24 protein-coding genes are annotated in these 26,569 nt (G+C 49.2%); 20 read left to right on the top strand and 4 right to left on the bottom strand.

The genetic code is table 11. The annotated features are described in order from the left end of the window. Positions 1-5: 5 nt before the first annotated feature. Complete coding sequence (locus BN1938_RS11285) at positions 6-1,061, bottom strand: D-alanine--D-alanine ligase (protein WP_050640673.1); 1,056 nt, start codon at positions 1,059-1,061, stop codon at positions 6-8. Between the two features lie 52 nt (positions 1,062-1,113). Next, the gene (locus BN1938_RS11280; protein ID WP_050640672.1) at positions 1,114-2,562 is read right to left on the bottom strand and encodes a nicotinate phosphoribosyltransferase; all 1,449 of its coding nucleotides are present in this window, start codon (positions 2,560-2,562) and stop codon (positions 1,114-1,116) included. Positions 2,563-2,762: 200 nt separating this feature from the next. Here BN1938_RS11280 and BN1938_RS11275 point away from each other — a divergent pair, with 200 nt between their 5' ends. The 7 genes from BN1938_RS11275 to BN1938_RS11245 all read left to right on the top strand — a co-directional run bounded on the left by BN1938_RS11275 (position 2,763) and on the right by BN1938_RS11245 (position 9,761). Next, positions 2,763-3,695, top strand: coding sequence for an AEC family transporter (locus BN1938_RS11275; protein WP_050640671.1), 933 nt, complete (start codon positions 2,763-2,765; stop codon positions 3,693-3,695). Positions 3,696-3,855: 160 nt separating this feature from the next. Continuing rightward, positions 3,856-5,064 carry a PucR family transcriptional regulator gene (locus BN1938_RS11270; RefSeq protein ID WP_187376304.1) on the top strand — a complete coding sequence of 403 codons (1,209 nt, stop codon included), beginning with the start codon at positions 3,856-3,858 and terminating at the stop codon, positions 5,062-5,064. Between the two features lie 140 nt (positions 5,065-5,204). Continuing rightward, the gene (locus BN1938_RS11265) at positions 5,205-6,284 is read left to right on the top strand and encodes a DUF917 domain-containing protein (RefSeq protein ID WP_050640880.1); all 1,080 of its coding nucleotides are present in this window, start codon (positions 5,205-5,207) and stop codon (positions 6,282-6,284) included. Between the two features lie 47 nt (positions 6,285-6,331). Beyond that, positions 6,332-7,270, top strand: coding sequence for a DUF1177 domain-containing protein (locus BN1938_RS11260; protein WP_050640669.1), 939 nt, complete (start codon positions 6,332-6,334; stop codon positions 7,268-7,270). A gap of 88 nt (positions 7,271-7,358) precedes the next feature. Then, positions 7,359-8,039 carry an AroM family protein gene (locus BN1938_RS11255; RefSeq protein WP_050640668.1) on the top strand — a complete coding sequence of 227 codons (681 nt, stop codon included), beginning with the start codon at positions 7,359-7,361 and terminating at the stop codon, positions 8,037-8,039. A gap of 27 nt (positions 8,040-8,066) precedes the next feature. Next, positions 8,067-9,017, top strand: a complete 951-nt coding sequence (locus BN1938_RS11250; RefSeq protein ID WP_050640667.1) for an aminopeptidase — start codon at positions 8,067-8,069, stop codon at positions 9,015-9,017. Between the two features lie 90 nt (positions 9,018-9,107). Continuing rightward, the gene (locus BN1938_RS11245) at positions 9,108-9,761 is read left to right on the top strand and encodes an aspartate/glutamate racemase family protein (protein WP_050640666.1); all 654 of its coding nucleotides are present in this window, start codon (positions 9,108-9,110) and stop codon (positions 9,759-9,761) included. Between the two features lie 89 nt (positions 9,762-9,850). Here the strand turns inward: BN1938_RS11245 and BN1938_RS11240 are convergent, their stop codons facing one another. Beyond that, positions 9,851-10,588: a lysophospholipid acyltransferase family protein gene (locus BN1938_RS11240; RefSeq protein WP_050640665.1), complete on the bottom strand. Its 738-nt coding sequence runs from the start codon at positions 10,586-10,588 to the stop codon at positions 9,851-9,853. Between the two features lie 491 nt (positions 10,589-11,079). Here BN1938_RS11240 and BN1938_RS11235 point away from each other — a divergent pair, with 491 nt between their 5' ends. The 13 genes from BN1938_RS11235 (at position 11,080) to BN1938_RS11175 (ending at position 25,898) form a co-directional block, all read left to right on the top strand. Then, positions 11,080-11,487, top strand: a complete 408-nt coding sequence (locus tag BN1938_RS11235; protein WP_025655906.1) for a protease complex subunit PrcB family protein — start codon at positions 11,080-11,082, stop codon at positions 11,485-11,487. Between the two features lie 12 nt (positions 11,488-11,499). Next, positions 11,500-13,059 carry a DUF3794 and LysM peptidoglycan-binding domain-containing protein gene (locus BN1938_RS11230; protein ID WP_025655907.1) on the top strand — a complete coding sequence of 520 codons (1,560 nt, stop codon included), beginning with the start codon at positions 11,500-11,502 and terminating at the stop codon, positions 13,057-13,059. A gap of 37 nt (positions 13,060-13,096) precedes the next feature. Continuing rightward, positions 13,097-13,984: a 4-(cytidine 5'-diphospho)-2-C-methyl-D-erythritol kinase gene (gene ispE / locus BN1938_RS11225; RefSeq protein ID WP_050640664.1), complete on the top strand. Its 888-nt coding sequence runs from the start codon at positions 13,097-13,099 to the stop codon at positions 13,982-13,984. Further along, on the top strand, positions 13,974-14,645 hold the full coding sequence (locus tag BN1938_RS11220; protein ID WP_050640663.1) for a GntR family transcriptional regulator: 672 nt from the start codon (positions 13,974-13,976) through the stop codon (positions 14,643-14,645). Before ispE ends, BN1938_RS11220 begins: the two co-directional genes overlap by 11 nt. A 105-nt stretch (positions 14,646-14,750) precedes the next feature. Next, the gene (gene spoIIR / locus BN1938_RS11215; RefSeq protein WP_050640662.1) at positions 14,751-15,395 is read left to right on the top strand and encodes a stage II sporulation protein R; all 645 of its coding nucleotides are present in this window, start codon (positions 14,751-14,753) and stop codon (positions 15,393-15,395) included. 78 nt (positions 15,396-15,473) lie between these two features. Further along, the gene (locus BN1938_RS11210; RefSeq protein WP_050640661.1) at positions 15,474-16,658 is read left to right on the top strand and encodes a cation diffusion facilitator family transporter; all 1,185 of its coding nucleotides are present in this window, start codon (positions 15,474-15,476) and stop codon (positions 16,656-16,658) included. 46 nt (positions 16,659-16,704) lie between these two features. Then, positions 16,705-17,436, top strand: coding sequence for an acyl-[acyl-carrier-protein] thioesterase (locus BN1938_RS11205; protein ID WP_050640660.1), 732 nt, complete (start codon positions 16,705-16,707; stop codon positions 17,434-17,436). A gap of 1,097 nt (positions 17,437-18,533) precedes the next feature. Further along, positions 18,534-19,355 carry a CvfB family protein gene (locus tag BN1938_RS11200; RefSeq protein ID WP_050640659.1) on the top strand — a complete coding sequence of 274 codons (822 nt, stop codon included), beginning with the start codon at positions 18,534-18,536 and terminating at the stop codon, positions 19,353-19,355. A 76-nt stretch (positions 19,356-19,431) separates the two neighbouring features. Continuing rightward, positions 19,432-19,671, top strand: coding sequence for a hypothetical protein (locus BN1938_RS11195; RefSeq protein WP_025655915.1), 240 nt, complete (start codon positions 19,432-19,434; stop codon positions 19,669-19,671). A 279-nt stretch (positions 19,672-19,950) separates the two neighbouring features. Continuing rightward, positions 19,951-23,424: a DNA polymerase III subunit alpha gene (locus tag BN1938_RS11190; protein WP_050640658.1), complete on the top strand. Its 3,474-nt coding sequence runs from the start codon at positions 19,951-19,953 to the stop codon at positions 23,422-23,424. A gap of 145 nt (positions 23,425-23,569) precedes the next feature. Next, positions 23,570-24,589, top strand: coding sequence for a 6-phosphofructokinase (pfkA, locus tag BN1938_RS11185; protein ID WP_025655916.1), 1,020 nt, complete (start codon positions 23,570-23,572; stop codon positions 24,587-24,589). A gap of 7 nt (positions 24,590-24,596) precedes the next feature. Then, entirely contained in the window at positions 24,597-25,430 is an 834-nt protein-coding gene (gene murI, locus BN1938_RS11180) for a glutamate racemase (protein WP_369794757.1), read from the top strand. Positions 25,431-25,439: 9 nt separating this feature from the next. Beyond that, on the top strand, positions 25,440-25,898 hold the full coding sequence (locus BN1938_RS11175; protein ID WP_050640656.1) for a YwiB family protein: 459 nt from the start codon (positions 25,440-25,442) through the stop codon (positions 25,896-25,898). 91 nt (positions 25,899-25,989) lie between these two features. On the opposite strand, the gene BN1938_RS11170 is transcribed toward BN1938_RS11175, so the two are convergent. Then, complete coding sequence (locus BN1938_RS11170) at positions 25,990-26,436, bottom strand: hypothetical protein (protein ID WP_025655919.1); 447 nt, start codon at positions 26,434-26,436, stop codon at positions 25,990-25,992. Between the last annotated feature and the right edge of the window lie 133 nt (positions 26,437-26,569).

The raw sequence follows: 26,569 nt of genomic DNA, 5'->3' as shown, positions 1-26,569 counted from the left end.
GTCCTTTACTGGTATCTGGCTTCCAGGGATTTTTGGATAATCAGTTCGCACAAATCTCCGTACTCTATGCCTGCCGCTGCTGCCTCCTTTGGCAGAAGACTGGCAGCTGTCATGCCGGGCAGGGTGTTTACCTCAAGGCAGTAGAGATTTCCACTGCTGTCCAGAAGAAAGTCTGCGCGGCTGTATACATTCAGCTTCAGGGCACGGTAGGCTTTAACAGTGAGTTCCATCATCCGGTTTGCAGTAGCTTTGTCAATATCGGCGGGGCAGACTTCCTCTGTGGCGCCATCCTGGTACTTGTTGGCATAATCGAAGAACCCGGTCTTTGGAATGATTTCAATGGGCGGGAGAGCCTTGCCGTCTATGATACCGCAGGCAAACTCCCTTCCTTTGATATATTTTTCGACAACCACCTCGTCTTCGTAGCGGAAAGAACTGCTGAGCGCCTCTTCGTACTCGCTCTCTGTGTTTACGATGTATACCCCGATGCTGGATCCGCCGGAGCACGGTTTTACAACTACGGGGAGTGTGAGTCCAAGAGCATCGAGCGATTTTTCTGACGCTTTTTTATGAATGCAGGCTCCGGCCGGCGTGTCAATGCCCGTCTGCAGGAAGACCTGTTTGGTAAATCCTTTGTCCATTGCTACAGCGCAGCCGAGAGAGTCCGGACCGGTGTATCTGATTCCAAGCAGGTCAAAGGTAGCCTGCAGCTTTCCGTTCTCCCCCTCTCCGCCGTGCAGCCCAAGGAACGTGATGTCTGCCATGCGGCACAGTTCGATGACGTTGGGACCGAGAAAACAGTCCGGCTGATCCGGGCGGGAGGCTTTGACCGCCTCGATGTCCGGTTCGGTGGTATCGATGTTTTTGACGATCCCAAGGCCGTGGTCAGGAAGGGTAAATACCTCTTCCAGGTGTTCGGGATCGTAGGGGAAACCGAGGAAAACATCCAGCAGAAAAGCATCGTGTCCCTTTTCAAGCAGGGTTCTGCAGATGCCTGCACTGGAGGAAAGGGATACGTCGCGTTCTGTGCTGAGTCCTCCGGCTAATACGATAATCTTCATTTCTTAAATCTCCTATCTTCATTGAGTTTATACTAGCGAGCAAAGCGTTGCGTTATCTGCTCAGGTCGTTCAGCAGGCGTGATTTCGTGTCGTAGAGCTTCTGGGATAAATCCACATATACGCGGTGGGGATAGAAAAGCCGCTTTGTCTCGTCCCAGAGCGTGTCTTTTTCCTGACGGCAGTACTGGGCGATCTCCATAACCGATGGTGAATTGTATACGCACTCACCGTGGATGAATACAGGCTTTAAGATCTCTCTCATGGTGTAGCTGCCTCCGGGAAGCCTTGTTTTCTTCCAGGTTGCATTGGGGTCAAATAATAAAAGTTCTTCCGATGTGTCGTATGTCTCATCGGCAAAACAGATCAGATCGGCACGGATTTTGCCCGTCTCTTTATCATATACACGGAAGATTGTTTTGTTGCCTGGATTAGTGATTTTCTCCGTATTCTCTGAAATCTTGATCTTGGGTACGAACTCGCCTTCTGCATTCTGAATTGCGGCAAGCTTATATACTCCGCCGAAAGAAGGGCAGTCCTTGGAGGTGATCAGGTTCGTACCCACTCCCCAGGAGGTGATGGCCGCACCCTGCATCTTCAGGTCGTGGATCAGCAGCTCGTCCAGGTCATTGGATGCCGCGATTACTGCATCGGTGAAACCGGCGGCATCCAGCATCTTGCGGGCCTCCTTGGATAAGTAGGCAAGGTCCCCGCTGTCCAGGCGGATGCCGTAGGATCTGGGGCGGATTCCCTCCTCGCGCAGCTCCCGGAATACCCGGATGGCATTGGGAACACCGGATTTGAGCGTATCGTATGTGTCCACCAGAAGCGTGCATGCGTTGGGGTATAGCTTTGCGTATTCTTTAAATGCTGTGTATTCGTCTTTGAAGCTCATGATCCAGCTGTGGGCGTGGGTACCCATGATAGGCACGTCAAATAGTTTGCCGGCCAGTACGTTGGATGTGCCCACGCAGCCGCCGATCATGGCCGCTCTTGCACCGTAGAGTCCCGCATCGGGGCCCTGGGCGCGTCTCAGCCCAAATTCCATAATTCCGTCGCCCTGTGCTGCAAATACGACGCGGGAGGTCTTTGTTGCGATCAGGCTCTGATGGTTGATTATATTTAATATGGCAGTTTCAACAAGCTGGGCCTCCATAATGGGCGCGATTACTTTAACCAGTGGTTCTTTTGGAAAAATAACCGAACCCTCCGGAATTGCGTAAATACTTCCGCTGAAATGGAACCCGCTCAGATAATTCAGAAAGTTCTCGGTGAATATTCCGAGACCTCTCAGGTAATCCACGTCTTCGTAAGAAAAATGCAGATTCTTGATATAGTCTATAACCTGTTCGAGTCCTGCCATAATGGAATATCCGCCTTTATTGGGATTGTCCCGGAAGAACACATCGAACACAACGGTTTCATTCTCCTGAGTTTCAAAATATCCCTGCATCATGGTTAGTTCGTACAGGTCTGTCAGCAATGTAAGATTCTGAGCACTCATATTAATCTCCTTAATAATAAATACCTTAAATAAATATTTAGCAGGCCTTATGGGGCATGCTACCAGCATTTAGTATACCACATGTGAAAAAAAAGTAAAAGAAAAGTAAGCTTTTTTCATTGAAGCGGGCTGTGGAATGTAGTAAAGTGAATTCTAAAGAGGGTTTTTACATATTTAAAAGGAAAGAGAGTTGTGCTGCTATGGAGTATTTCTGGATAGTCCTTCCCAAGATGGGCGGCTTTCTGCTCCTGGTTCTGATCGGGTTTCTGGCATCCAGGCTGGGGGTTGTGAAAAAGGAAGCGCTGACTTCTATTTCGGGTTTTTTAATTAAGATCGTGCTGCCGGCGCTGGTGATCTCATTGATCTGGGAGAATCACACTACAGTATTTACTTTGTTTCACTATGGCCGGATCGTGCTGTGGCAGATGGGGGCATATTTACTGCTGGCCTTAACGGGATTTCTGGTGAGCCGGATTTTTAAGCTGCCGGAATCCGTCAGAAATGTTTTCTGCGGCTGTATGGTGGGCGGTAATTTTGGTTTTTTGGTGATTCCGCTGATTATGGCGTTGTTTGCGGAGACGGGAGGGGACAAGTATATTCCGATCTGTTCGGTCGTAGATACGACAGTAGTATGGACACTGGGCCTGCTTTTGTTTCTTGGCCGCAGCGGGAAACAGGAAAATCTCTGGAAGAGGGTTGTCAGCACCCCTATTTTTATTTCTATATTGATAGGGATGGCGCTGACCACATTTGCTGTCCCGGTGCCGGCGCTGGTTATGGATGTCGTGACTGCTGTGGGAGAGACGAGTTACAGCTGGGGGCTGATATATCTGGGATGCAGTATTGGGTTTATGGAATTTGGCGGTATCCTGCGCTATAAGTCGGTGCTGCTTCTGGCTGCATGCAAGCTTGTGGCGGTACCGGCGGCCGTGTATGCCATTGCATCCCATTTTCTGCCGCAGACGGAGAGTCTTATGCTGATGCTGATCACCGGCGCGCCGACGATGACGTCTTCCAGTATGCTTGCGAGGCAGTATCATTTGAATGAAGATTACGCTTCCGCGGCTGTGGTGGTTACCACGCTGCTCTGTATGGCAACACTGCCGCTGCTGTTTTTAATCACTGCACTGTAGACAAGTACTCTCAGAAATTTAGGGCGGCTTATGCTGCAGTTAATGATGATACGATGTACTGGAATGTGAAGTGAGGCGGCGTATTGCTGCAACGTATTTTTAAATACGCCCTATGGCTGGGAAACGGACTGGTGTATGGGAGCTTATAAAAGGAGTCAAGATGAAGATCAGAGTGCGTGATATAGAAGAATTATGGAAGGACAGATTTGCTGCACTTGTCGCAGGCAGAGGTGGGCTGGACAGGATTGTGGAGTTTTACGATATGATGGAACAGCCGGATATTAAACCCTGGCTCAGGGAGAATCTCCTGGTGATTACGACGGGGTATGCGATCCGCAACGACAAAAAGGCGCTGCTGAATCTGATCCGGGATCTGCGGGAGGTGAACGCGTCGGCGCTGGCGATCAAGACGCGGTTTTTCGATGAATTTCCCAAAGAAGCGCTGGCTCTGGCTGATGAGTGTGAGATCCCGCTTTTTTTTCTGAATAATGACGTCGGGTTTATTGAGGTTGTGTATCCGGTTATGACGGCGATCGTGGAGGCGAGAAATCAGCTCGAGATGTCCAGCAGGTACCGGATTGGCACTTACAGCCAGATGGAGATGAACGGGAAGTTATTTCTGGATCTGCAGACCGGTAAGATCACACAGGCGGAGGAAGCGGAGCAGAGGGTGAATTCTCTGAGCTGGCCGTTCCCGCCGCTGCGTATGATCTTGATTCAGGCAGAGCAGAATCCACGTATGGCGGCGGCTCAGGAAAAAGATATGGAGAGCATTTACCAGATGATGAAAGGGGCTATGGAGCAGGCGGGGATCTGGGGGGCCGGTATTGTGCGCCAGTACCAGTACATCTGTATTATGAAGGATGTGGAGGAGGAAAAGGCGGACAGCCTCTGTTCGACGATGGTTGAAAAGATCTGCAGCATGTTGAAGTACCGTGTGGCAGCCGGGATATCGCAGCAGTTCTACGATTATCTGGAACTGGGGGCGGTTTATAAGGATGTAAAAGATGTTTTCCGTATCCGGGAAAAAAAGGGGCTGTCCGGAAATGTCCTCTGGGTGGAAAAGCTGAGATATGAGCAGATTGTGATGCATATGGCACAACAGCGTGAAGTGCGGGCATTCGTGCAGGAAAAGCTGGCGGCCCTGGAGATCTATGACCGGGAACATGAGAGTCATCTGGCGGAGACGCTGGAGATGCTTTCTGCGTGCCGCGGCTCCCGCAAAACAGCTGCGGAAAGGCTGTATCTTCACCGGAATACGATGTCTTACCGTCTGAACCAGATCGAAGAAGTTCTGGGGTGTGACCTGAGTGATGCCGGGCAGCTGGAGGAACTGGGGTTTGCCTGCAGGGTGAAAGAATACATGTGATTGTGCGCTGTGCACAAAAGATCGGCGCAGATTCGGTACTGGTGAATAAGGACTTTAGCGGTTTGACGTGCTATACTGATAGAAAGAGCCAATGTAGGAGATGTATGCATTGGCTTATATCTTATGAAGGAGCAGCGGGAATGGATAAAAAAGGAATTCGTTTGACAAAAGAACTTTTGGACGCAGCGCTTGCCGGCGGGACGATTTTAGGCGGCGGGGGCGGCGGAGACGCGAAAAAGGGGAGGAAGTTCGCAGAGATTGCGGTGGATTACGATGATCTGCGCCTGCTTCCCATTGAGGCTGTGGATGAGGATGCTGTACTGCTGACGGCTTCTCTTGTGGGAGCGCCCAATGCTGCGGAGCAGTATATGGCCGCAAAGGATCTGGTCCGCACGGTGGAGATTTTAAAGAAGAATTGTGACTTTACGATCGGCGGCATTATCACAAATGAACAGGGAGGAGAGGCGACTGTGAATGGCTGGCTTCAGGCCGCGGTACTGGGGCTCCCTGTGATCGATGCCCCCTGCAATGGACGTGCCCATCCTACTGGCGTGATGGGAAGTATGAATCTGCACAAGCAGGCGGACTATCGGACCGTACAGGCATGTGCGGGCGGCAATCCGGAGGCGGGCAGCCGCGTGGAATGTTATTTTGAAGGGACGATTGAGCATACGTCCCGGCTGGTGCGTATGGCGTCCATTGAGGCCGGCGGACTGGTGGCCGTGGCGAGGAATCCGGTGAAGGCGTCCTATGCCAGGGAAAACTGTGCGCTGGGCGGCGTCAGCCATGCGATTGAGACAGGAAAAGCATTTTTGAAGGGCCTGGAGCATTCGGTGGAGGCAGCTGTGGAAAGTGTGTGCGGATTTTTGGGCGGAAGGATTCTGGCAAAGGGAAAGGTAGATGCATTTTCAATAGAAACCACGGGAGGCTTTGACGTGGGGTATGCTTCGGTGGATGGATGTGAACTGACTTTCTGGAATGAATACGCGACGGCGGAGAAAGACGGGGAACGTCTGGCGACCTTCCCGGATCTTATTATGACGATCAATGCCGTAAGCGGCGAGCCGGTGACAACGGCCATGATGGAAACCGGTCTGGACGTTTATGTGATTGCGGCTAACCGGGAGAATCTGAAGCTCGCGCCTACGATGTTTGAGCCGGAACTTCTGCGGGAAACGGAAAAAGTGATTGGGAAAAACCTGGTATCATATCTGGAGTAGCATAGCGGCAGAGAAGTAAAAATTCATATTATAAGGAGGACGAATTTATGTTAATGAAACAGATTATCGATGCGTACGAGGTACTGGACAGTGCTTATGTGACGGGGAAGAAGGTTGAGGAGTATCTGCGCACAATACAGCCTGATGCGGACATCACCGTATATGAGCTGAAGGGACCCAAGGGGACTACGGATATGCTGAAGGTCAGAATCCCGGGAAGCAATGGCAAGATAAAGGGCGGCAGTGCGCCGACCATTGGTCTTCTTGGCCGGTTGGGCGGGATTGGAGCGCGTCCGGAGCGTATCGGTTTTGTATCGGATGGAGACGGCGCCCTTGCAGCAGTTGCCCTTGCGGCAAAACTTCTGGATATGCAGAATAAAGGGGATGTGCTGGACGGGGATGTATTTATTTCCACACATATCTGTCCGAACGCGCCGACTGCGCCGCACGATCCCGTGCCCTTTATGGGTTCACCGGTTGAGATGTCCCAGGTAAATAGAGAAGAAGTATCCGATGAACTGGATGCCATCCTGTCAGTAGACACAACAAAAGGCAACCGCGTGATCAATACTAGGGGATTTGCAATCTCACCGACCGTAAAAGAAGGGTATATCCTCCGCACATCCGAGGATCTGCTGGATCTGATGCAGATCACAACCGGCAGGCTCCCATATGTATTTCCGCTGGCAACCCAGGACATCACGCCTTACGGCAATGACCTGCACCACCTGAACAGCGTACTCCAGCCATGTACTGCAACCAATGCTCCTGTAGTAGGAGTGGCAATCACCGCGGAGACCATGGTGCCGGGATGCGCAACCGGGGCAAGCCATGCGTCAGACGTAGAAGAAGCGGCGAGATTCATGCTGGAGGCGGCAAAGGCATTTGGCCGCGGACAGTGTAAGTTCTATGACGAGGAAGAGTATGCACGGATCCAAAAGCTATATGGTCCGATGAAACATCTGCAGACACTGGGAGAAGAGTAAAAAGGGGTCTGACCCCTTTGCAGTCGGTTTTCAGAATATTCTTAAAATTTAGATACGAAGTAATTATATAACGCAGGAGGTGCACTGGATGAAGATAGGTGCGGTTACGATAGGACAGGCTCCCAGGGTGGATGTGACTGTCGATATCATGGATATATTTGGCGGAAAAACTGAGCTGATACAGGCTGGCGGACTGGATGGCCTTACAAAGGAAGATATTGCTGAGTTTGCTCCCGGGGAGGGAGACTATGTACTGGTGTCCCGGCTGAAAGACGGGAGCTCCGTGACGTTTGCAGAACGCCATATTCTCCCGAGGCTTCAGGAGGCGATGAATAGGATGGAGGAAGAGGGCTGCCGCCTGATTATGATGTTCTGCACCGGCAGTTTCCCGGAGACTCTTACAACAAAGAGTATACCTGTGATTTATCCGTGCGAGGTTCTGGACAGGCTTGTTCCTCTGATGAGCAAAAAATCCAGTATCATCTGTATGACGCCGTCTCCGCTCCAGATTGAGCAGACGGAGGAAAAGTGGAGACACTATGTGAAAGAAGTGAAAGCCGTAGCGGCTTCGCCGTACGGCGATTGGGAGACTTTGGAAAAGGCTGCCGATGAAGTAAAAGATATGGATGCTGATCTCATAGTTCTGGACTGTATCGGGTATACTCAGGAAATGAAAGAGATGTTTGCCAGGAAGACAAAAAAGATGGTGGTTCTGCCCAGGACACTCCTGGCACGCGTGGTATCTGAACTGACCGATGCTGCAGAATAAATCAGATGACAGGGAGAAGGGGAAAAGATGAGTGAATTAGTAAAAATAGCGGAGGGCGTCCTGATATCTTGTCTGGATGCAAAAGCCGGGGAGGCTGTTTTAATCGTGACGGATGACAGCCGGAGAGAAATCGGGGAAGCGCTTTACGAGGCATCCAAGAATCTGGGATGCGAGGGCATGATGCTGGTCATGAAGGAGAGGGAACTAAGCGGGGAGGAGCCGCCCAAAGCAGTAGCGGAAGCAATGAAAGGCGCCGATATCGTAATTGCACCGACGGCGAAATCACTGACGCACACCAACGCCCGGATTCAGGCGGCAGCAGCGGGTACGAGAATCGCCACGATGCCTGGTATCACAAAGGAGATGTTCAGCCAGGGCGCGATGACTGCAGATTATGCGAAGGTTGAAAAACTGACGGATAAGATCACTGCAATGCTGACCAGTGCTGACACGGCCCGGATAGAAAAAGACGGGAAGGTACTGACAATTTCATTGAAAGGGCGTAATGGAGTACCAAGCCCCGGCGTCTACAAAGCGCCTGGAAAATGCGGGAATCTACCATCAGGTGAGGCGTATATTGCACCGCTGGAGGACGGTTCTGACGGAGAAATGATAATTGACGGTTCCATGGTTGGCATTGGCAGGCTGGATGCCCCGCTTCATATGGTAATCACGGCCGGAAAACTGCGGTCTGTTACAGGGGAGAAAAGTGAGAATCTGGAGGTACTGCTCAAAAATGAAACCAACGGAACTCTCTGCGAACTGGGGATCGGAACCAACGAGGCAGCCATATTGAATGGCATCATTCTGGAAGACGAAAAGGTATACGGAACGGTTCATATCGCATTTGGAACAAACACCTCATTCGGGGGAATAAATAAGGCAGAGTGCCATATGGATGGGATTATATTAAAGCCCACCCTTTATCTGGATGATGTTCTGGTGATAAAAGAGGGCGTATTTACAGACACGCTTTAAGAAAAGCTGCGGGAAAGATAAGTCTGGCGGGCGCGCGGAAGGCGGAAAGAACCGGTCTGATGCACGCCCGCTTTTTGAGGAGGAAGAAGCATGGGAACGTTTAAGGTAGGATTAATACGCGTATTGACGACAGAAGACCAGGACGTGCTGCAGGCACACGGTAAAGTAATCATGGAAAATTTCCCCGGTATTGAAGTGGAAACAAAATGCATTCCCGATCAATATGAAGGAATACATAGCGACGAATTATGTGAACTGGCCATTCCCAAAATCGTAGAGACAGCGAAAACATTTACGGACGTGGATATGTTTATCGTCAGCTGTGCAGACGATCCGGGCGTTGAAGAGATCAGAGAGGCGCTCCCGGGAATCCCGGTTACCGGCGGAGGTGAGACTACGGTGGCCCTGGCGTTAAAATATGGAGATAAAGTAGGCGTGCTGGGCATCACCGACTATGCACCGCAGGCTTATGAGAGGATGCTGGCCGGAAAGATGATACTCGGTAAGCCGGACGGAGTCGACAGCACGCTGGATCTGATGACGTCGGAAGGACGGGAGAATACCATCAAAAAAGGAATAGAACTGAAAGAGCAGGGCGCTCAGGTTATAGCGCTGGCGTGCACAGGTCTTGGCACAATAGGCGTAGCAAAAGAGCTGGAAGAAGCAACGGGACTGCCGGTGATAGACCCGGTCATAGCAGAAGGAATGTTTGCCTATTTCGAAAAAATCCGCAGAGGGGTCTGACCCCTTTGCAAAAGGGTCAGACCCCTCTGAAGTCCCCTGAAAATAAGGAGGTGCTGTTGACGACAGCACCTCTAATTTCATACAATCGATTATGACACGATCTCAGCATTTTTAATAATCGTTTTCTGTATAATATTCTGTACGTAATTCCCAATATGTTTTTTATCTTCCTTTTCCAACTGATCGGGATAAATTGGCTTTCCGTATTCGATCACGACATGGACTTTGCGAATCCTGGGAAATTGTTTTTCGAAGATGGCACATGTATTATTCATGGAAACTGGTACAATAGCACAGTTTGTTTTCGTAGCGATCTTAAAAGCGCCGTCTTTAAACGGGAGCATACTTAGTTCTTCCCCATTATTGCGCGTTCCCTCCGGGAAGATACAGATCGAAATCCCCTTTTTTATGTAGTCGATCGCCTGTAGAATGGTCTTTAACCCCTCTTTTGGATTTTCGCGGTCCAGAAAGAGGCAATACAGATAGCGCATCCATGTAGAAAGCAGCGGGATGTGCTCCATCTCTTTCTTGGCAACGTATCCGGTCAGCCTTTTACAGCGGGAGTAGGTCAGCAGAATGTCAAAAAAACTACGGTGGTTTCCGATGAAAAGCACAGGTTCATCGGGAACATTCTCCTCGCCGATGACGGTGGTGCGTACGCTCGTCATTTTTAAGATTACTTTAAATGCCCACTGCACGAGCCGCAGAGAGCTATAGTCTCTTTTTTCACGGTTGAATTTGCCGATCACCCATTCCACGAAGAAGATCGGAATGGAAAGAATCAAAAATGTAACCAGGAAGATCACAATACAGATAAATCTAAACATCAGGAAATACCCTCTTTTCTGTTCTTGTCTATGCATTTCTCAAACCAGTGTTAACAAGTACCGGCTCCAGAATACCATGCCCTCCAATTATACAAAACCCTGCCCTAAAAAACAAGTAATGTACAGAATATAATTCTGTAAAAAGTTAGTTTGGTGTAACAGTTCAGACAGTTCTGAACCATTACAGTTTGGACACTATTCACAATCCAGAGAATAGCAACTAGTTTATCACTATTCATACTCCGGTCAAATAACATACATTTTATCAATAAATCAATACAGATTACAACTCCCACCAAACGAATCAATACACTGCCCCCCGTAAAATCTCCTCCCCATAAGCCAACCTTCCCTACCGCCCGGATGCGCCCAGCGAAATAAAGGGACCGCCTTCCCCCAAAAAAGCAATTGGCACAGAATCCAGCAGAAAGAGAATATTCAGGACGCTTGAATAATATGATAATAGAGAGAATATACCGCGGGGATTGGATATGAAGAGAAAAATGATGTATCTGGCGGGATTTTTGCTTGTGCTGATGCTCACGGGATGCATATCGCGCCCACAAAAGACGGAAAAGCTGCGGGACCTGGACTTTACCGTTATGGATAAGGAGAAAGTGCCAAATGAACTGAAGACGGCGATTCTGGAAAACAGGGACCTGCCATTTAAGCTGACATACGCAGACCAGGGATATCTGTATATTGCGGAAGGATACGGGCCGCAGCCCAAAAGCGGGTACAGCGTAGAAGTGACGGGACTATATGAGACAGAAAATGCCATTTATATACATACGAATCTGCTGGGGCCGGAAAAGGGAGAGAAAACGGAAGAGGTAACTACCTATCCCTATGTGGTAGTTAAACTGGAATATATTGAAAAAAATGTGATTTTTGATTAGAGGAGGATGTATATGGAACTGATTAAGAAACAAGTACACTACACACAGGAGGGAAAACGAACTTTTGACCAGTTTTATCTGGATGAGGATTACAATGTCCCCGATGCAAAGGAGGATGTACAGCAGATTATCCAGGGAAGCGGCACGGTTAAGATCGAGGATATCAAGCTGGTTGAAAATTACATAAGGATTTCGGGCAAATTGTATTTTCAGATACTATATGTCACTGCAACCGGAGATCCGCAGCCCGCGGTATTAGAAGGCAAGATACCATTTGAAGAGATGGTGTATACGGATGGCGGAGAAATGGAAAGCTATTTTATACAGAATATCCGCGTGGAATTCACGGTATCTCTGGTACATTCCAGAAAACTGAGTATCCGTGCAATGGTAGAGATGGAGATTGGCCGGGAAAAGCTGGAGGACGAAGAAACCACAGTGGATATCGACAGCCCGGTTCCGATTTACAAAAAAATGAAAAATGTAAACCTCCTGGAGCTTCATACCACCAAAAAGGATACCTACCGGATCAAGGAGGAAATCACGCTTCCCGGAACAAAGGAAAGCGTCGGTCAGCTGCTTTTGACGGACGTCAGCAGCAGGAAGCTGGAGATCCGCCTGGGACAGGATGAGATGCAGCTGAAAGGCGAACTCCTGGTGTTCTGCATGTATTTGTCGGAGGATGGGAAGGCAGACTGGCTGGAGCAGAGCGTCCCGTATGAGGGCCGGATCGAATGCGGCGGCGTGGAGGAAGGCATGTACTATTATGTCCACAACAGCCTGGAGGATACCCTGATGGATGTCCGAATGGATGAGGATGGAGAAATGCGTATTCTTGGGATAGAGGGCACTCTGAATTTGAGGATGAACATTTATCAGGAGGAAGAGATTGAACTTCTGGAGGATATGTATTCTCTGGAGCAGAACTGCGGATTTGAAACGAGAGAGGCGGTCTATGAAGAACTCCTTGTACAGAATTATTCGAAATGTAAAGTGGCGGAGCGTCTGTCCCTTCCGGAGTTAAAAGACGACGTGCTGCAGATCTGCCACAGCGACGGCAGCGTGCAGATCGAACACATGGAACTGGTAGAGGAAGGAATCCAGATCGAAGGCATCCTGCACATTTCCTTCCTTTATCTGAAAGCGGATGATGCAATGCCGTTTGGCGGCTGGCAGGGAATGGTCCCCTTCTCTTATCTGCTGGAATGCCCGGGAATGACGGAAGATGTGCGCTATAACATTTCCTATCATGTTGAGCAGCTTTCCGTCAATCTGGCAGGGAGCGAGGCGGTAGAGGTGAAGGCTGTGCTTGCCTTTGACACATTTATGCGCAAACCCGTTCCCATGCAGGTAATTACGGATGTGGAACTGTCTCCGGTTTCGATGGAAGAGATGGAAAAACGGCCGGGAATCGTAGGCTACATTGTGAAAGACGGAGATGAGCTCTGGACGCTTGCAAAGAATTATATGACCACCATAGACGGTATCAAGGAAATCAATGAATTGGAATCAGATACCATAAAACCGGGTGACAAATTGTTGATTTTTAAGGAAAATATGAGTATACTGTAGGTATAATGTATACAAGATACAATTTGGAGGACACAGGATGAAACAGATCGCATTAAAGGCTCTTGCCAAAATCAATCTGGGACTGGACGTACTGGGGAGAAGGGCGAACGGATACCACGATGTACGCATGGTGATGCAGTCAATATATCTGTATGACGATGTGAAAATAGAGCGGACGGAAAAGAAGGGGATCGAAGTCAGGACGAATCTGTATTTTCTTCCCACAGATGAGAATAATATTGCATACAAAGCAGCGGCTATGCTGATCAGGGAGTTTGCAATTCAGGAAGGTGTTATCATTACGCTGGATAAACATATACCGGTGGCAGCAGGTATGGCGGGCGGCAGTTCCAACGCCGCCGCCGTGCTTTTTGGAATGAACCGGATGTTCGGCCTGGGCCTGTCCCAAAAAGAATTGATGGAACGGGGCGTGAAGCTGGGAGCGGATGTGCCCTACTGCATCATGCGCGGCACCGTACTGGCAGAGGGGATCGGGGAAGAACTCACGGTGCTGCCTGCCATGCCGAAATGCACGGTTCTTGTGGCCAAGCCGGCGATCAGTGTATCCACCAAGGTCGTGTACGAGGCGCTGGATGCAAAAGAGATCCTAAAACATCCGGATATCGACGCCCTGATAGCCGGTTTAGAACAAGGAAGTCTTCCGGACATCGCAGCTGCCATGGGAAATGTGCTGGAAGATGTGACGATTCCTCTGTATCCGGTCATTGAAGACATTAAGAATGAAATGAAAGCGGCCGGAGCGCTCAACGCAATGATGAGCGGCAGCGGCCCAACCGTATTCGGCCTGTTTGAGAACAAGGCGCAGGCCAGAAAAGCGCAGGATAAGATCAGAGAAAAAGCACTGGCAAAGCAGGTGTATGTGACGAACATACACGGTGCGAGGAGGATAGAATATGGAGCCTAAATTTGAAGTGACTATGAACGAATACCTGCCTTTGCGGGATGTGGTGTTCAACACGCTGAGACAAGCCATTCTGCGGGGCGAGCTAAAGCCGGGAGAGCGTCTGATGGAGATTCAGCTTGCGAATAAGCTGGGCGTAAGCCGTACACCGATCCGTGAGGCAATCCGTAAGCTGGAGCTGGAGGGCCTTGTACTGATGATCCCGCGCAAGGGTGCGGAAGTTGCGGAAATCACGGAAAAGAACCTGCGTGATGTCCTTGAAGTAAGAGGGGCCCTGGAAGAGCTGGCGGTACAGCTGGCCTGTGACCGGATAGACAAAGAGGGAATTCGGAATCTGAAAAAGGCCGCGAAGGAATTCGAAGCCGTCCTTGACAGCGATGATATCACCCAGATTGCCGAGGCAGACGTAGCGTTTCATGACGTGATCTATATTGCGACAGATAACACAAGGCTGATCCAGCTGCTGAACAACCTGCGTGAACAGATGTACCGGTACCGTGTGGAGTACCTGAAGCAGAAAGAATGCCACCCTAAGCTTCTGGCGGAGCATCAGGACATTATCCGGGCCATAGAGAACGGGGAAAGAGGTAAAGCTGCAAAAATTACAAGCCAGCATATCGATAACCAGGTGGCGGCGGTGATCGGTATACTGCGTCATAAATAAGTATAAAAACAGCGGCAGCCCCGTTGTTGTATAATTCTGTAAATTCTGTCAATACTCCTTTTATCAAACAGATCAGACGCATCTGAAACATGGAGGGAGTTACATATGGATAGAACATTTCACATAGAAAGACAGACAAACAGAATTATTTTAATGCTCGCGGTCATCATCGCGACTCTGATCACGGGGTTCGCCGTCTGGCGTGTGCAGCTGACCGCCCAGGCCAAGACGCAGGAACATCTGGCGCAGGAGGTTCTGCGGTTTCACATTCTTGCCAACAGCGACAGTGAGGAAGACCAGGCCCTGAAGATGGATGTCAAGGAACAGGTTCTGGCCTACCTGAAAGCCGCAATGCCAGAAGGGCTGAATGTGGATGAAACGAAGGAATGGATGCGCAGGCATACGGATGAACTGGAGGAGACTGCCAGACAGACGATCTTGGCGCAAAACAAGGACTATCCCGTGAGCGCCGCGGTGACGACCTGTTATTTCCCGGATAAGACATACGGGGATGTGACGTTTCCGGCGGGTAATTATGAGGCGTTAAGAATTGAGATCGGAGCAGCAAAAGGACATAACTGGTGGTGCGTACTGTACCCGAATTTGTGCTTTACGGATGCCACAAATGCGGTTGTGCCGGAAGAAGGAAAAGAGGAACTGAAGAGCGTGCTGACAGAGGACGAGTACTCCCAGGTGACGGCACAATCAGACTTTAAGATAAAATGGTATTTCCTGGAGCGTTTTAAATAACAGACCGGCCGGTGTCACAGGGACGGCACAGAGCCCGAATGCGCAGGCGGAATCTCCGGAAATCCAGGCGGAGGGAACATGACTGAATTTTTAGTAAAACATTTTGTAAAAGATTATGAAAAAGTAGAAAAGGTGTCCGTGCGTACAGCTTATGGCGTATTAGCCAGTATCGTGGGCATCTTTTGTAATGTATTTCTGTTCATTGTAAAATTTGTTGTCGGAATCGTTCTTCACAGCGTTTCCGTAACAGCGGACGCGTTCAACAACCTTTCCGACGCAGGATCGTCGGTGATCAGCTTTGTCGGAGTAAAAATGGCCGGGAAACCTGCTGATGAGGATCACCCGTTCGGCCACGGCAGAGTGGAGTACATAGCAGCCCTGGTCGTAGCCTTTCTGGTATTGGAAGTTGGATTCACATTTCTGAAGGATTCTCTGGCTAAAATCAGAATGCCGGAGGAACTTAACTTTCAGCTCCTGTCCATGATCATTCTGCTGCTGTCTATCGGCGTCAAGCTGTGGCTGGGCATTTTTAACCGGAAACTGGGACAAAAGATTGACTCAAAAGTAATGATGGCCGTATTTACGGACTCCATGGGAGACGTTATCACGACCGGAGCAACGATCCTTTCGCTGATATTTTTCAAAGTGACCGGCATTAATATAGACGGCTTTGTCGGAGTGGGTGTAGCGCTTGTAGTCATGTGGGCGGGCGTAGGAATTGCCAAAGACACACTGGAGCCGTTGATCGGCGAGGGGGTAGACCCGGAGCTGTATGATAAGATTAGAAAATTTGTAGAAAACTATGAGGGCATTGAGGGGACGCATGACCTCATCGTACATAATTACGGGCCAAACCGGAGCATGGCATCGATCCATGCAGAAGTCCCCAACAATGTCAACATCGAAGAGTCCCACGAAATCATTGACCGAATCGAGAGAGAGGCCATAGAAGAATTGGGTATTTTCCTGGTTGTCCATATGGATCCGATCGAAACACAGAATGAAGAAGTCATGAAAATACGCATGCAGGTGGACGGGGCGTTGAAAGGACTGGACAGCAGCTGCAGTATTCATGACTTCCGCGTGGTGGAGGGAAAAGAGCAGATTAATCTGATCTTCGATATGGTTGTGCCAATCTCTTACCATGAAAAAACGCGGCGGGAGCTGCAGGCAAAACTGGCGGCAAGGCTGAGGGAGACGGATCACCGTTACCGGTGCGTGATCACAATAGAGCATAGCTTTAAATCCAGCAAAAATGATTAGGAAACAAGAACAGTGAAATGACAGGATAAGAAAGAAGGTATTATAAATGTACGCATTTGACAGCAGAGTAAGATACAGCGAAATCGACCACCAGGGAACCATGACACTTCCGGCGCTTATCAACTATTTTCAGGACTGCAGCACCTTTCAGTCGGAAGACATCGGCGTGGGTCTCGAGGTACTGAGAGAGAGAAAAAAGGCATGGCTCCTTTCCTATTGGCAGGTGGTGATCGACCGCTTTCCGAAGATGGGAGAGCAGATTACAGTAGGCACATTTGCCACCGGGTTCAAGGGACTATACGGGAACCGTAACTTTGTCATGAAGGATGAACAGGGAAATATGACTGCCTGCGCCAACTCTGTATGGGTATTCATGGATATAGAGAAGGGCCGGCCGGCAAGGCCGGGGGAGGAAGATATCGCGCCTTACGGTATGGAGCCGCCGCTGGAGATGCATTATGAGGACAGAAAGATAAAACTGCCGGAATCCTGCAAAAGTCTGCCCTCCTTTCCGGTGCGCAAATACCATATCGACACAAACGAGCATGTCAATAACTGTCAGTATGTGCAGATGGCGCTGGAAATCCTTCCGGAAGACATGAAGATCGGACAGCTGAGGGTGGACTATAAAAAATCCGCAGTCTATGGGGACATCATCTATCCAAAGGCATCTTTTGAAGCGGAGCGGACCGTGGTAGAGCTTTGTGACAGGAACGAGAAGCCCTACGCGGTGATCGAGTTTAAGGGCGTTACATCACACAACCCAGCCAACATCTAAATCGGGATTTAGCGACGAGCTTTAGCCTCGGCGCGGATGGGGACGCTCCATAAAGGGATAGCCGAAAGCCTCCCGGAGAACATCCATGTCCTTTCAAAAATGCGGCCACGAGCCTAAGAAATTCTAGGCGGGAAACAGCCCTGAAAATGGAGCACCACTGACACATCACGAGAAATCCGATGATTTCTCGCGCTGGGTCAGCTGATTTTTGGATTCGGAATCCAAAAATCTCTCCATTTTCAGGGCTGTTTCCCACCAAGAATTTCTAAGGTTCGCTTTGAGCGTTTTTGAAAGGACATGGATGTTCTCCGGGAGGCTTTCGGCTATCCCTTCATGGAGCTGGCGCATCCAACCGGCAGGAAAAGGACTCGTTCCTAAGGTGGGGCCTCAAACGGGGGCAGCGTATGGATATAGAATTGGCGGGACTTTTATGTCCCCAGTAGGTGTACATAAGCAAAGGGATACGGTTCCAGTATCAAAATAATTCAATACACATCTTGAAGATGAAAAGACACGCATAGCCAATCCACATCCGCTGCCCTGGTCCGGGATCCCACCCGGTTGGCGAGCTTTCCTGCCGATTGGATGAGCCAGCTTTATGACAGGGAGGCCGGGGAGGTGCTGGGGCTGTATATGCCGTTGCGAAATGCTGGAGTGCGCTTAGTGATTCTTGAACAGCCGATGCCGGATAGGCGGGGAACAACTTGATCTCCAAATCAAGTTGTTGCTGAACCCAGCGCGGGAAATCATCAGATTTCCCGTGATGTGTTCAGCGTACCCGCCTATCCGGCATCGGGTGTTCTAGAATCACTTAGCAGCATGGGTGCATATCGCAACGGCATATACAGCCCCAGCACCTCCCCGGCCTCCCTGTCATGAAGCGTCCCCATCCGTCGACAGGACTAAAGCCTGTCAACTAAATCCCGCTTTACTGATACTGGCTGGGGAGATATAATTTAACTGCTGCCAATAGTCAAGAACATAGGGAAAATGTTTGCTTATTTAGGAAAGACAAGGTATACTAACATAGTATCAGTGATAGTAACAGGGACAGGCTGATCAATCATGTCCCGATATAGATAGAAGGAGAACAGGAAATGAAGTTAGGGGAAAAACAGGTTCTGACGGTTGTAAAAAAAGTAGAGTTCGGGGTATATCTGGGAAGCGACGAGGAGCGGGTGCTGCTCCCGAAGAAGCAGGTGCCCCAAGACATTGAAATAGGAGACCCTGTTGAAGTGTTTTTGTACCGCGATTCCGATGACCGGATGATTGCGACCACCCATGAACCTAAGGTAACCCTTGGAAAGCTGGCGGTACTGGAAGTGGCAGATGTTGGGAAGATGGGAGCTTTTCTCGACTGGGGGTTGGAAAAGGACTTATTCCTGCCTTTTAAGGAGCAGACAGCAAAGGTAAAAAAGGGTGACCAATGTCTCGTATCTCTTTACATCGATAAGAGCGGCAGACTTTGCGCCACTATGAAAGTCTATCATATGCTGCGGACGGACTCACCGTATAAGAAGGATGACAAGGTAAGCGGCATTATCTACGATACCAGCGATGAGTTCGGGATTTTTGTAGCGGTGGATCAGCAGTATTCCGCGCTGATTCCAAGAAAAGACGTATTCGGCGGGCTGACAGTGGGCCAGACGGTGGAAGCCAGGGTGACCTCCGTGAAGACGGACGGCAAACTGGATCTGAGCGTAAAAGATAAGATTCCGGAGCAGATGGATAAAGATGCTCAGTACATCTTTAAGGTGATCCAAAGTTACGACGGAGAACTTCCGTTTACGGACAAAGCAGACCCGGAGACGATTAAGCGGGAATTCAATATGAGCAAGGCGGCGTTCAAGCGTGCAGTGGGACGTCTTTTAAAGGCAGGTAAGATTGAGATTCTGGAAAAATGCATCAGAATTCGTTAAAAAATCTTGCAATCCCTTTGAAATAAGTTATAATGAAACAGTAAGACGTAGTTGATTGAAAGGAGAGATTGTAAAGATGAAAGTACAGAACATTACGGACATAGAGGCGTTTTTTAAGGTAGTAGATGCATGCCAGGGAAGAGTAGAATTAGTAACAGGTGAGGGGGACAGACTGAATCTGAAGTCTAAGTTATCCCAGTATGTATCCATGGCGAACATCTTCTCAAACGGCGAGATTCCTGAACTGGAGATCATTGCATACGAAAAAGAAGATACAGACAGACTGATCAATTTTATGATCAACGGTGGAGTTTAGAAGAACCCCAGGGTGAGTGTTACTGTTCACACCCCCGGGGCGCGAACAGTAACGGGTGAGTCCCTGATAGCCGGCAAGGGCGCCGGCGGTCCTGGATCAACATAAAAAGGAAGCATATGAGGGTAGTTCTCTTACAGGGGACCGCCCTTTTTCACTCTGTGAGGCAGAGAGGAACTGCAGGTTCGTTCCGCAGCAAAAGAAGGCCGGCCGGCTGGCAGTGATGACCCTGGCGGCAGTGGGAAGGTCTGCACGGATGCAGATAGAATCAAGAGGTGAAGAATGAATTTTGCACATTTACATGTCCATACAGAATATAGTCTTCTGGATGGCTCGAATAAGATAAAAGAATACGTGGCAAGAGTAAAAGAACTGGGCATGAACAGTGCGGCCATAACGGATCACGGTGTGATGTACGGTGTGATAGATTTTTACCGGGAGGCAAAGAAGCAGGGGATTAAGCCTATACTCGGGTGTGAGGTGTATGTAGCCCCGAATTCCCGGTTTGACAGAGAATTAAACGGCGGGGAGGACAGGTATTACCATCTCGTCCTTCTGGCTGAGAATAATACAGGTTATGCCAATCTGATGAAGATTGTGTCAAAGGGATTTGTGGAAGGCTATTATTATAAGCCAAGGGTAGATAAGGCGCTTCTTAGGGAATACCACGAGGGAATTATTGCCCTGAGCGCCTGCCTGGCCGGAGAGGTACAGCGGTATCTGACAAAAGGACTGTATGAGGAGGCGAAGAAGTCCGCCCTGGAATATCAGGATATTTTCGGGAAAGGAAATTATTTTCTGGAACTCCAGGATCATGGCATTCCGGATCAGGCGCTGGTGAACCAGAGACTTCTGCAGATGTCGGAGGAACTGGAGATAGAACTTGCTGCCACCAATGACGTGCACTATACTCTCGCGGAGGATGAGAAGCCCCATGACATCCTGCTCTGCATCCAGACTGCGAAAAAGCTGGATGATGAGAACCGGATGCGTTATGAGGGCGGACAGTACTATGTCAAGTCCCCCGAGGAGATGGCGCAGCTCTTTCCCTATGCGCTGCAGGCGCTGGAGAACACACAGCGTATCGCCGACAGATGTGAGGTGGAGATCGAATTCGGCGTAACCAAGCTGCCGAAATACGATGTGCCGGACGGCATGACTTCCTGGGAATATCTGAATAAGCTGTGTTTCGAGGGCCTGGAGAGGCATTATGATAATCCGCCCCAGGAACTGAGAGAGCGGTTGGAATATGAACTGAATACCATAAAAAATATGGGATATGTGGATTATTTTCTGATTGTGTGGGACTTTATAAAGTATGCGAAGGATCATGGAATCGCGGTAGGTCCGGGGCGGGGTTCAGCCGCCGGAAGTATCGTTTCCTACTGTCTGGAGATTACCAACATCGATCCCATCCGCTACCAGCTTCTGTTTGAGCGCTTCCTGAACCCGGAACGTGTATCTATGCCCGATATTGACGTGGATTTTTGTTATGAAAGACGGCAGGAAGTCATAGACTATGTGGTACGCAAATACGGCAAGGACCGGGTGGTGCAGATCGTCACATTCGGAACCTTGGCGGCCCGGGGAGTCATCCGCGATGTAGGCCGCGTCATGGATCTGCCGTATGCCTTTGTAGATACGATTGCAAAGATGATCCCTACCGAACTGAATATCACAATTGACAAAGCACTGAAAATGAACCCGGAACTGCGGAAAACCTATGAGACGGATGAGCAGGTGAAGTATCTCATCGATATGTCAAAACGTCTCGAGGGTCTGCCGCGCCACAGCTCCATGCATGCGGCCGGTGTCGTGATCAGCCAGAAGTCAGTGGATGAGTATGTGCCGCTTTCCCGTGCGCAGGATGGTTCCATCACCACGCAGTTTACGATGACCACGCTGGAAGAACTGGGCCTTTTAAAAATGGATTTCCTGGGGCTGCGTACATTGACGGTGATACAGAATGCGGTTGGGATGGTAAAGCATAAGAACCCGGACCTGGATATGGATCGGATTGACTATAATGATAAAAACGTATTGGATTATATAGGCACAGGGAAGACTGACGGTATTTTCCAGCTGGAAAGCGCGGGGATGAAGAGCTTTATGAAGGAACTGAAACCCCACAGCCTGGAGGATATCATCGCCGGGATCTCGCTGTACCGTCCGGGGCCGATGGACTTTATCCCGCAGTATATCCGGGGAAAGAATGATGCGGGATCAATCACTTACGACTGCCCGCAGCTGGAACCGATTCTTGCGCCGACGTATGGGTGTATCGTATATCAGGAGCAGGTTATGCAGATTGTGCGCGACCTGGCCGGCTATACGCTGGGGAGAAGCGACCTGCTGCGCCGCGCCATGTCCAAGAAAAAGGGAGATGTGATGCAGAAGGAGCGACAGACCTTTGTCTACGGGGACGAAGAGAGCGGGGTTCCGGGCTGTGTCGCCAACGGGATCGATGAGAAAACTGCCAATAAGATCTATGATGAAATGATCGATTTTGCGAAATACGCGTTCAATAAGTCCCATGCCGCGGCCTATGCGGTGGTTTCATACCAGACGGCGTATCTGAAATACTATTATCCGGTTGAATTTATGGCAGCTTTGATGACTTCCGTGATTGAAAATCCGTCAAAGGTGGCAGAATATATCTATACCTGCCGGCAGATGGACATCCGGATACTTCCGCCGGATATCAACCGCGGAGTGGCTGACTTTTCCGTGGACGAAGGCAATATACGCTATGGACTGGCTGCGATTAAGAGCGTGGGAAAGCCTGTTATTGAAGCGATTGCCGCGGACCGGAAAGAATTCGGGCCGTTTAAAAATCTGGAGGACTTTATCAGCAGAATGTCCGTGAGGGATTCCCTCAATAAAAGGGTGATTGAGAACTTCATCAAGGCAGGGGCGCTGGATGGGCTGGGCGGAACCAGAAAACAGTTCATGAGCATTTACGTACAGATCGTGGATCATGTCAACCAGGAAAAGAAATATGCCATGACCGGGCAGATGACATTGTTTGATCTGGTGGATGATGAGCAGAAGAGCGAGTTTGAAATCAAACTGCCGGATGTAGGCGAGTATACGAAAGAAAATCTGCTGGCCTTTGAAAAAGAGGTGCTGGGGATATATATCAGCGGGCATCCGCTGGAGGAAGACGAGGAAAAGTGGCGTAGATCCATTTCTGCCACAACCGCTGATTTTCAGCCGGATGAGGAGACCGGGTCAACCAAGGTACGTGACGGCGCCAAAGAGATTATCGGGGGAATGATTACTGACAAGACGGTGAAAAACACCAGGAATAATCAGATGATGGCGTTCCTGACACTGGAAGACCTGCTGGGAACGGTGGAAGTTGTGGTGTTCCCGCGGGATTATGAGAAGAACCGCCCTCTGCTGGAAGTGGATAATAAGGTGTTTATCCGCGGGAGAGTGTCTGAGGAGGACGAAAAGGCGAGTAAGCTGATCTGTGAGAAGATCATTCCGTTTACGCAGACAAAGAAAGAGCTTTGGCTCCAGTTCCCGGATAAGAACGCATTTCAGGAAGAAGAACAGATCGTATACGGGTACCTTGCGGATTCGGAGGGCGACGATGAGGTCGTGATCTACTGTCAGGCGGAACGGGCGGTGAAACGTCTGCCCAGAAACCGTAATATCAGTATCGGCCCTCAGGTGTTAAGCAGGTTGATGAATCATTTTGGGGATAAGCGGGTAAAAGTGGTAGAAAAACCTATTGAAAACCACTTATAAATAGGTTAGAATAGTACCCAAAGTGTTAAAATTTAAGCAATCCCTGCAGGGCAGGCTTTTTCGCCCTCCCGATGGCAAGGGTTCAGGAAATTGCAGAAAAACGACATTTGGTTAGGTAGGTATTTTTAGAAAGGTGGATAAAAATATGGCAGAAACAAAAGCATCGGTTAGTAAAATAAACCTGGAAGAGATTGAAGACCGAATCCGCACTATTGGGATTCTCACAAGCGGCGGAGATGCTCCGGGAATGAATGCGGCGATCCGTGCGGTTACAAGAACAGCACTTTCCAAAGGGCTGAAGGTACGCGGGATCAGAAGAGGATATCATGGCCTTTTGAAAGAGGAGATTATCGACCTGTCAGCACGCGACGTATCCGATACGATTCAGCGCGGCGGAACCATTCTGCAGACAGCACGCTGTCAGGCTATGCGCACGGAGGAAGGGCAGCAGAAAGCGGCAGCTATCTGCAAAAAATACGGCATTGACGGTCTTGTGGTAATCGGCGGAGACGGTTCCTTTGCCGGCGCCCAGAAGCTTTCTCATCTGGGAGTGAATACAATCGGCCTTCCGGGAACAATTGACCTGGATATCGCCTGTACAGATTATACAATCGGATTTGACACTGCAGTCAACACAGCCATGGAGGCGATTGACAAAGTGCGCGATACTTCCACATCCCATGAACGCTGCAGCATTATTGAAGTTATGGGAAGGGATGCAGGATACCTGGCACTGTGGTGCGGTATTGCAAATGGTGCGGAGAGAATCCTGATGCCGGAAGAAAAAGATTATAATGAGGAAGCCCTGATTTCCGACATAATGGAGAATAAGAAACGCGGCAAGAAGAATTATATTATTATCAACGCCGAGGGTGTGGGCGACTCCATCAATATGGCGAAGAGAATCGAAGAGGCCACCGGTATTGAGACAAGGGCAACGATCCTGGGACACATGCAGCGCGGCGGAAGCCCGACATGTAAGGACAGAGTATATGCATCCACCATGGGAGCCATGGCAGTAGAGCTGCTTTGCTCAGGCAAGACGAATCGGGTAGTAGGGTATAAGAACGGAAGATTTGTAGACTATGATATCGAGGAAGCTCTCTCCATGAAGAAAGAGATTCCCGCCCACCAGTATGAAATTGCAAAAGTATTAGCAATCTAGGAGACGAGTGACATTGAGTGCGGAATGTAAAAAAACGGCGCCGATCGGTGTGTTTGATTCGGGCGTCGGAGGCCTGACGGTCGTACGGGAGATGATAAGACAGCTTCCGAATGAGAATATCGTGTATTTCGGGGATACTGCGCGTGTTCCGTACGGAAGCAAGTCCCAGAATACAATTATCCGCTTTTCCGAGCAGATCATCCGCTTTTTGAAGAACAAAAAGGTGAAAGCCATTGTGATTGCCTGCAATACGGCGAGTGCACTTGCGCTGGACGCGGTTCGCGATGAATTTGACGTTCCAATCCTCGGGGTGGTCATCCCGGGGGCCAGGGCGGCAGTGGAGGCGACACAGAACCTGAAGGTCGGTGTTGTCGGAACAGATGCTACGGTGCAGAGCGGTATGTATACGAAGATTATCCATGGCATGAATCCTGAGATAACGGTGATAGAAAAGGCATGTCCATTGTTTGTCCCTCTCGTGGAGGAAGGGTTTAAAGAACATCAGGTTACACGGGAGATCATTGATTTTTATTTGGAATCGATGAAGAAGACAGACATCGATGCCATGATACTTGGATGTACCCACTACCCGCTGCTCCGATCTAAGATCCGCGCCTACATGGGAGATGGGATCCAGATTGTGAATCCGGCCTATGAGACAGCCATGGATCTGAAAAAGCTGCTGAAAGAGCAGGGTATGGAGAATGGCAGTCAGCAGGAGCCCCACAGCCGTTATGAATTTTTTGTCAGTGATGCTGCGGAAAAATTCCGGCATTTTGCCAACACGGTCATGCCGTTTGACATATCAACCACAAACGTAGTTAACATTGAAGAATATTAGGTGAACCATATGACAAAGGATGTATTGGTCAGCATATCCGGACTGCACACGGACTTTATCGCCGGCATGACGGATGAAGAAAACGAGGCCATCGAGGTCGTAACACCCGGCAGTTATTACTGCAGGAACGGGAACCATTACGTGCTTTATGATGAAGTAATGGAAGGTATGCCCGGAACAATAAAAAATAAAATAAAAATAACCGGTTCAGACAGCCTGGAGATCATGAAAACCGGTATATCCAATGCCCATATGATATTTGAAAAGAATAAAAAGAATCTCACGTATTATCAGACACCTTATGGGCAGATGCTGATTGGAGTGAATACAAAGAACATGGAAGTGAATGTTACGGACGACAACATTGGTGTCAGGGTGGATTACGAACTGAATGTGAACCATGAACCATTGGCTGATTGCAAAATAAAGATGGACATTTACTCAAAGGGGTCAGACCCCTTTTCATAGGGGTCTGACCCCTTTGCGCCCCATTGTAAAAAAATAACCACAGTTTCTGATTGTTATCAGATTACTGCGGTTGTTTTTTGTTATTAGGAATTTATTTTTTATCCTTTTTAAATCTGGCGAAGAGCCCTTTCTTCTTCTGCGGTGTTTCCAGTGATCCGCGGACTCCTCTTACGGCCGTTATGTAGATGCCGCTTACGGTTGCTTTGACTTCCTTTTTAATAGGGATGAGAGGAAATACCTGCGCATCGCACATCAGTGTCATTACCTTTGGTCCGACTTTTGCCTTTACGACCGGCACTTTCGTACGTCTCAGATACTTGGGTGTATTGTCGACGACAACGGAAGGGAAACCGGCGTCTTTCAGCTTCATCTTACCTTTATCGATAATCAGCATCGTTACCTGCTGTGCTGCTGCTTCCATCTGTTCTCTTTGTGCTGCCTGCTTTTTTTCTGATCTTTTGCCGAAGATATACAGTAAGATTAATGCGATGATCAATACTACCAAAACAATGAGCATTATTTTCAATCCTAAACTCACGATGAACCCTCCTATAAATACTCTTTTTCCGCGATTATGCAAGTAGTATTGTACCATTCTTTGGAGGGAAGTGCAAGCAATTTGATATTCTATGATTAGGAAGTTTTAATATAATATATTAAAAATATAGTAG

Origin of the sequence: Eubacterium sp. SB2 (assembly GCF_001244405.1) — a bacterium.
Classification (GTDB): domain Bacteria; phylum Bacillota; class Clostridia; order Lachnospirales; family Lachnospiraceae; genus Faecalicatena; species Faecalicatena contortus_B.
Note: the sequence above shows the minus strand (reverse complement) of the source record. Positions and strands in the feature narration are given on the sequence as shown.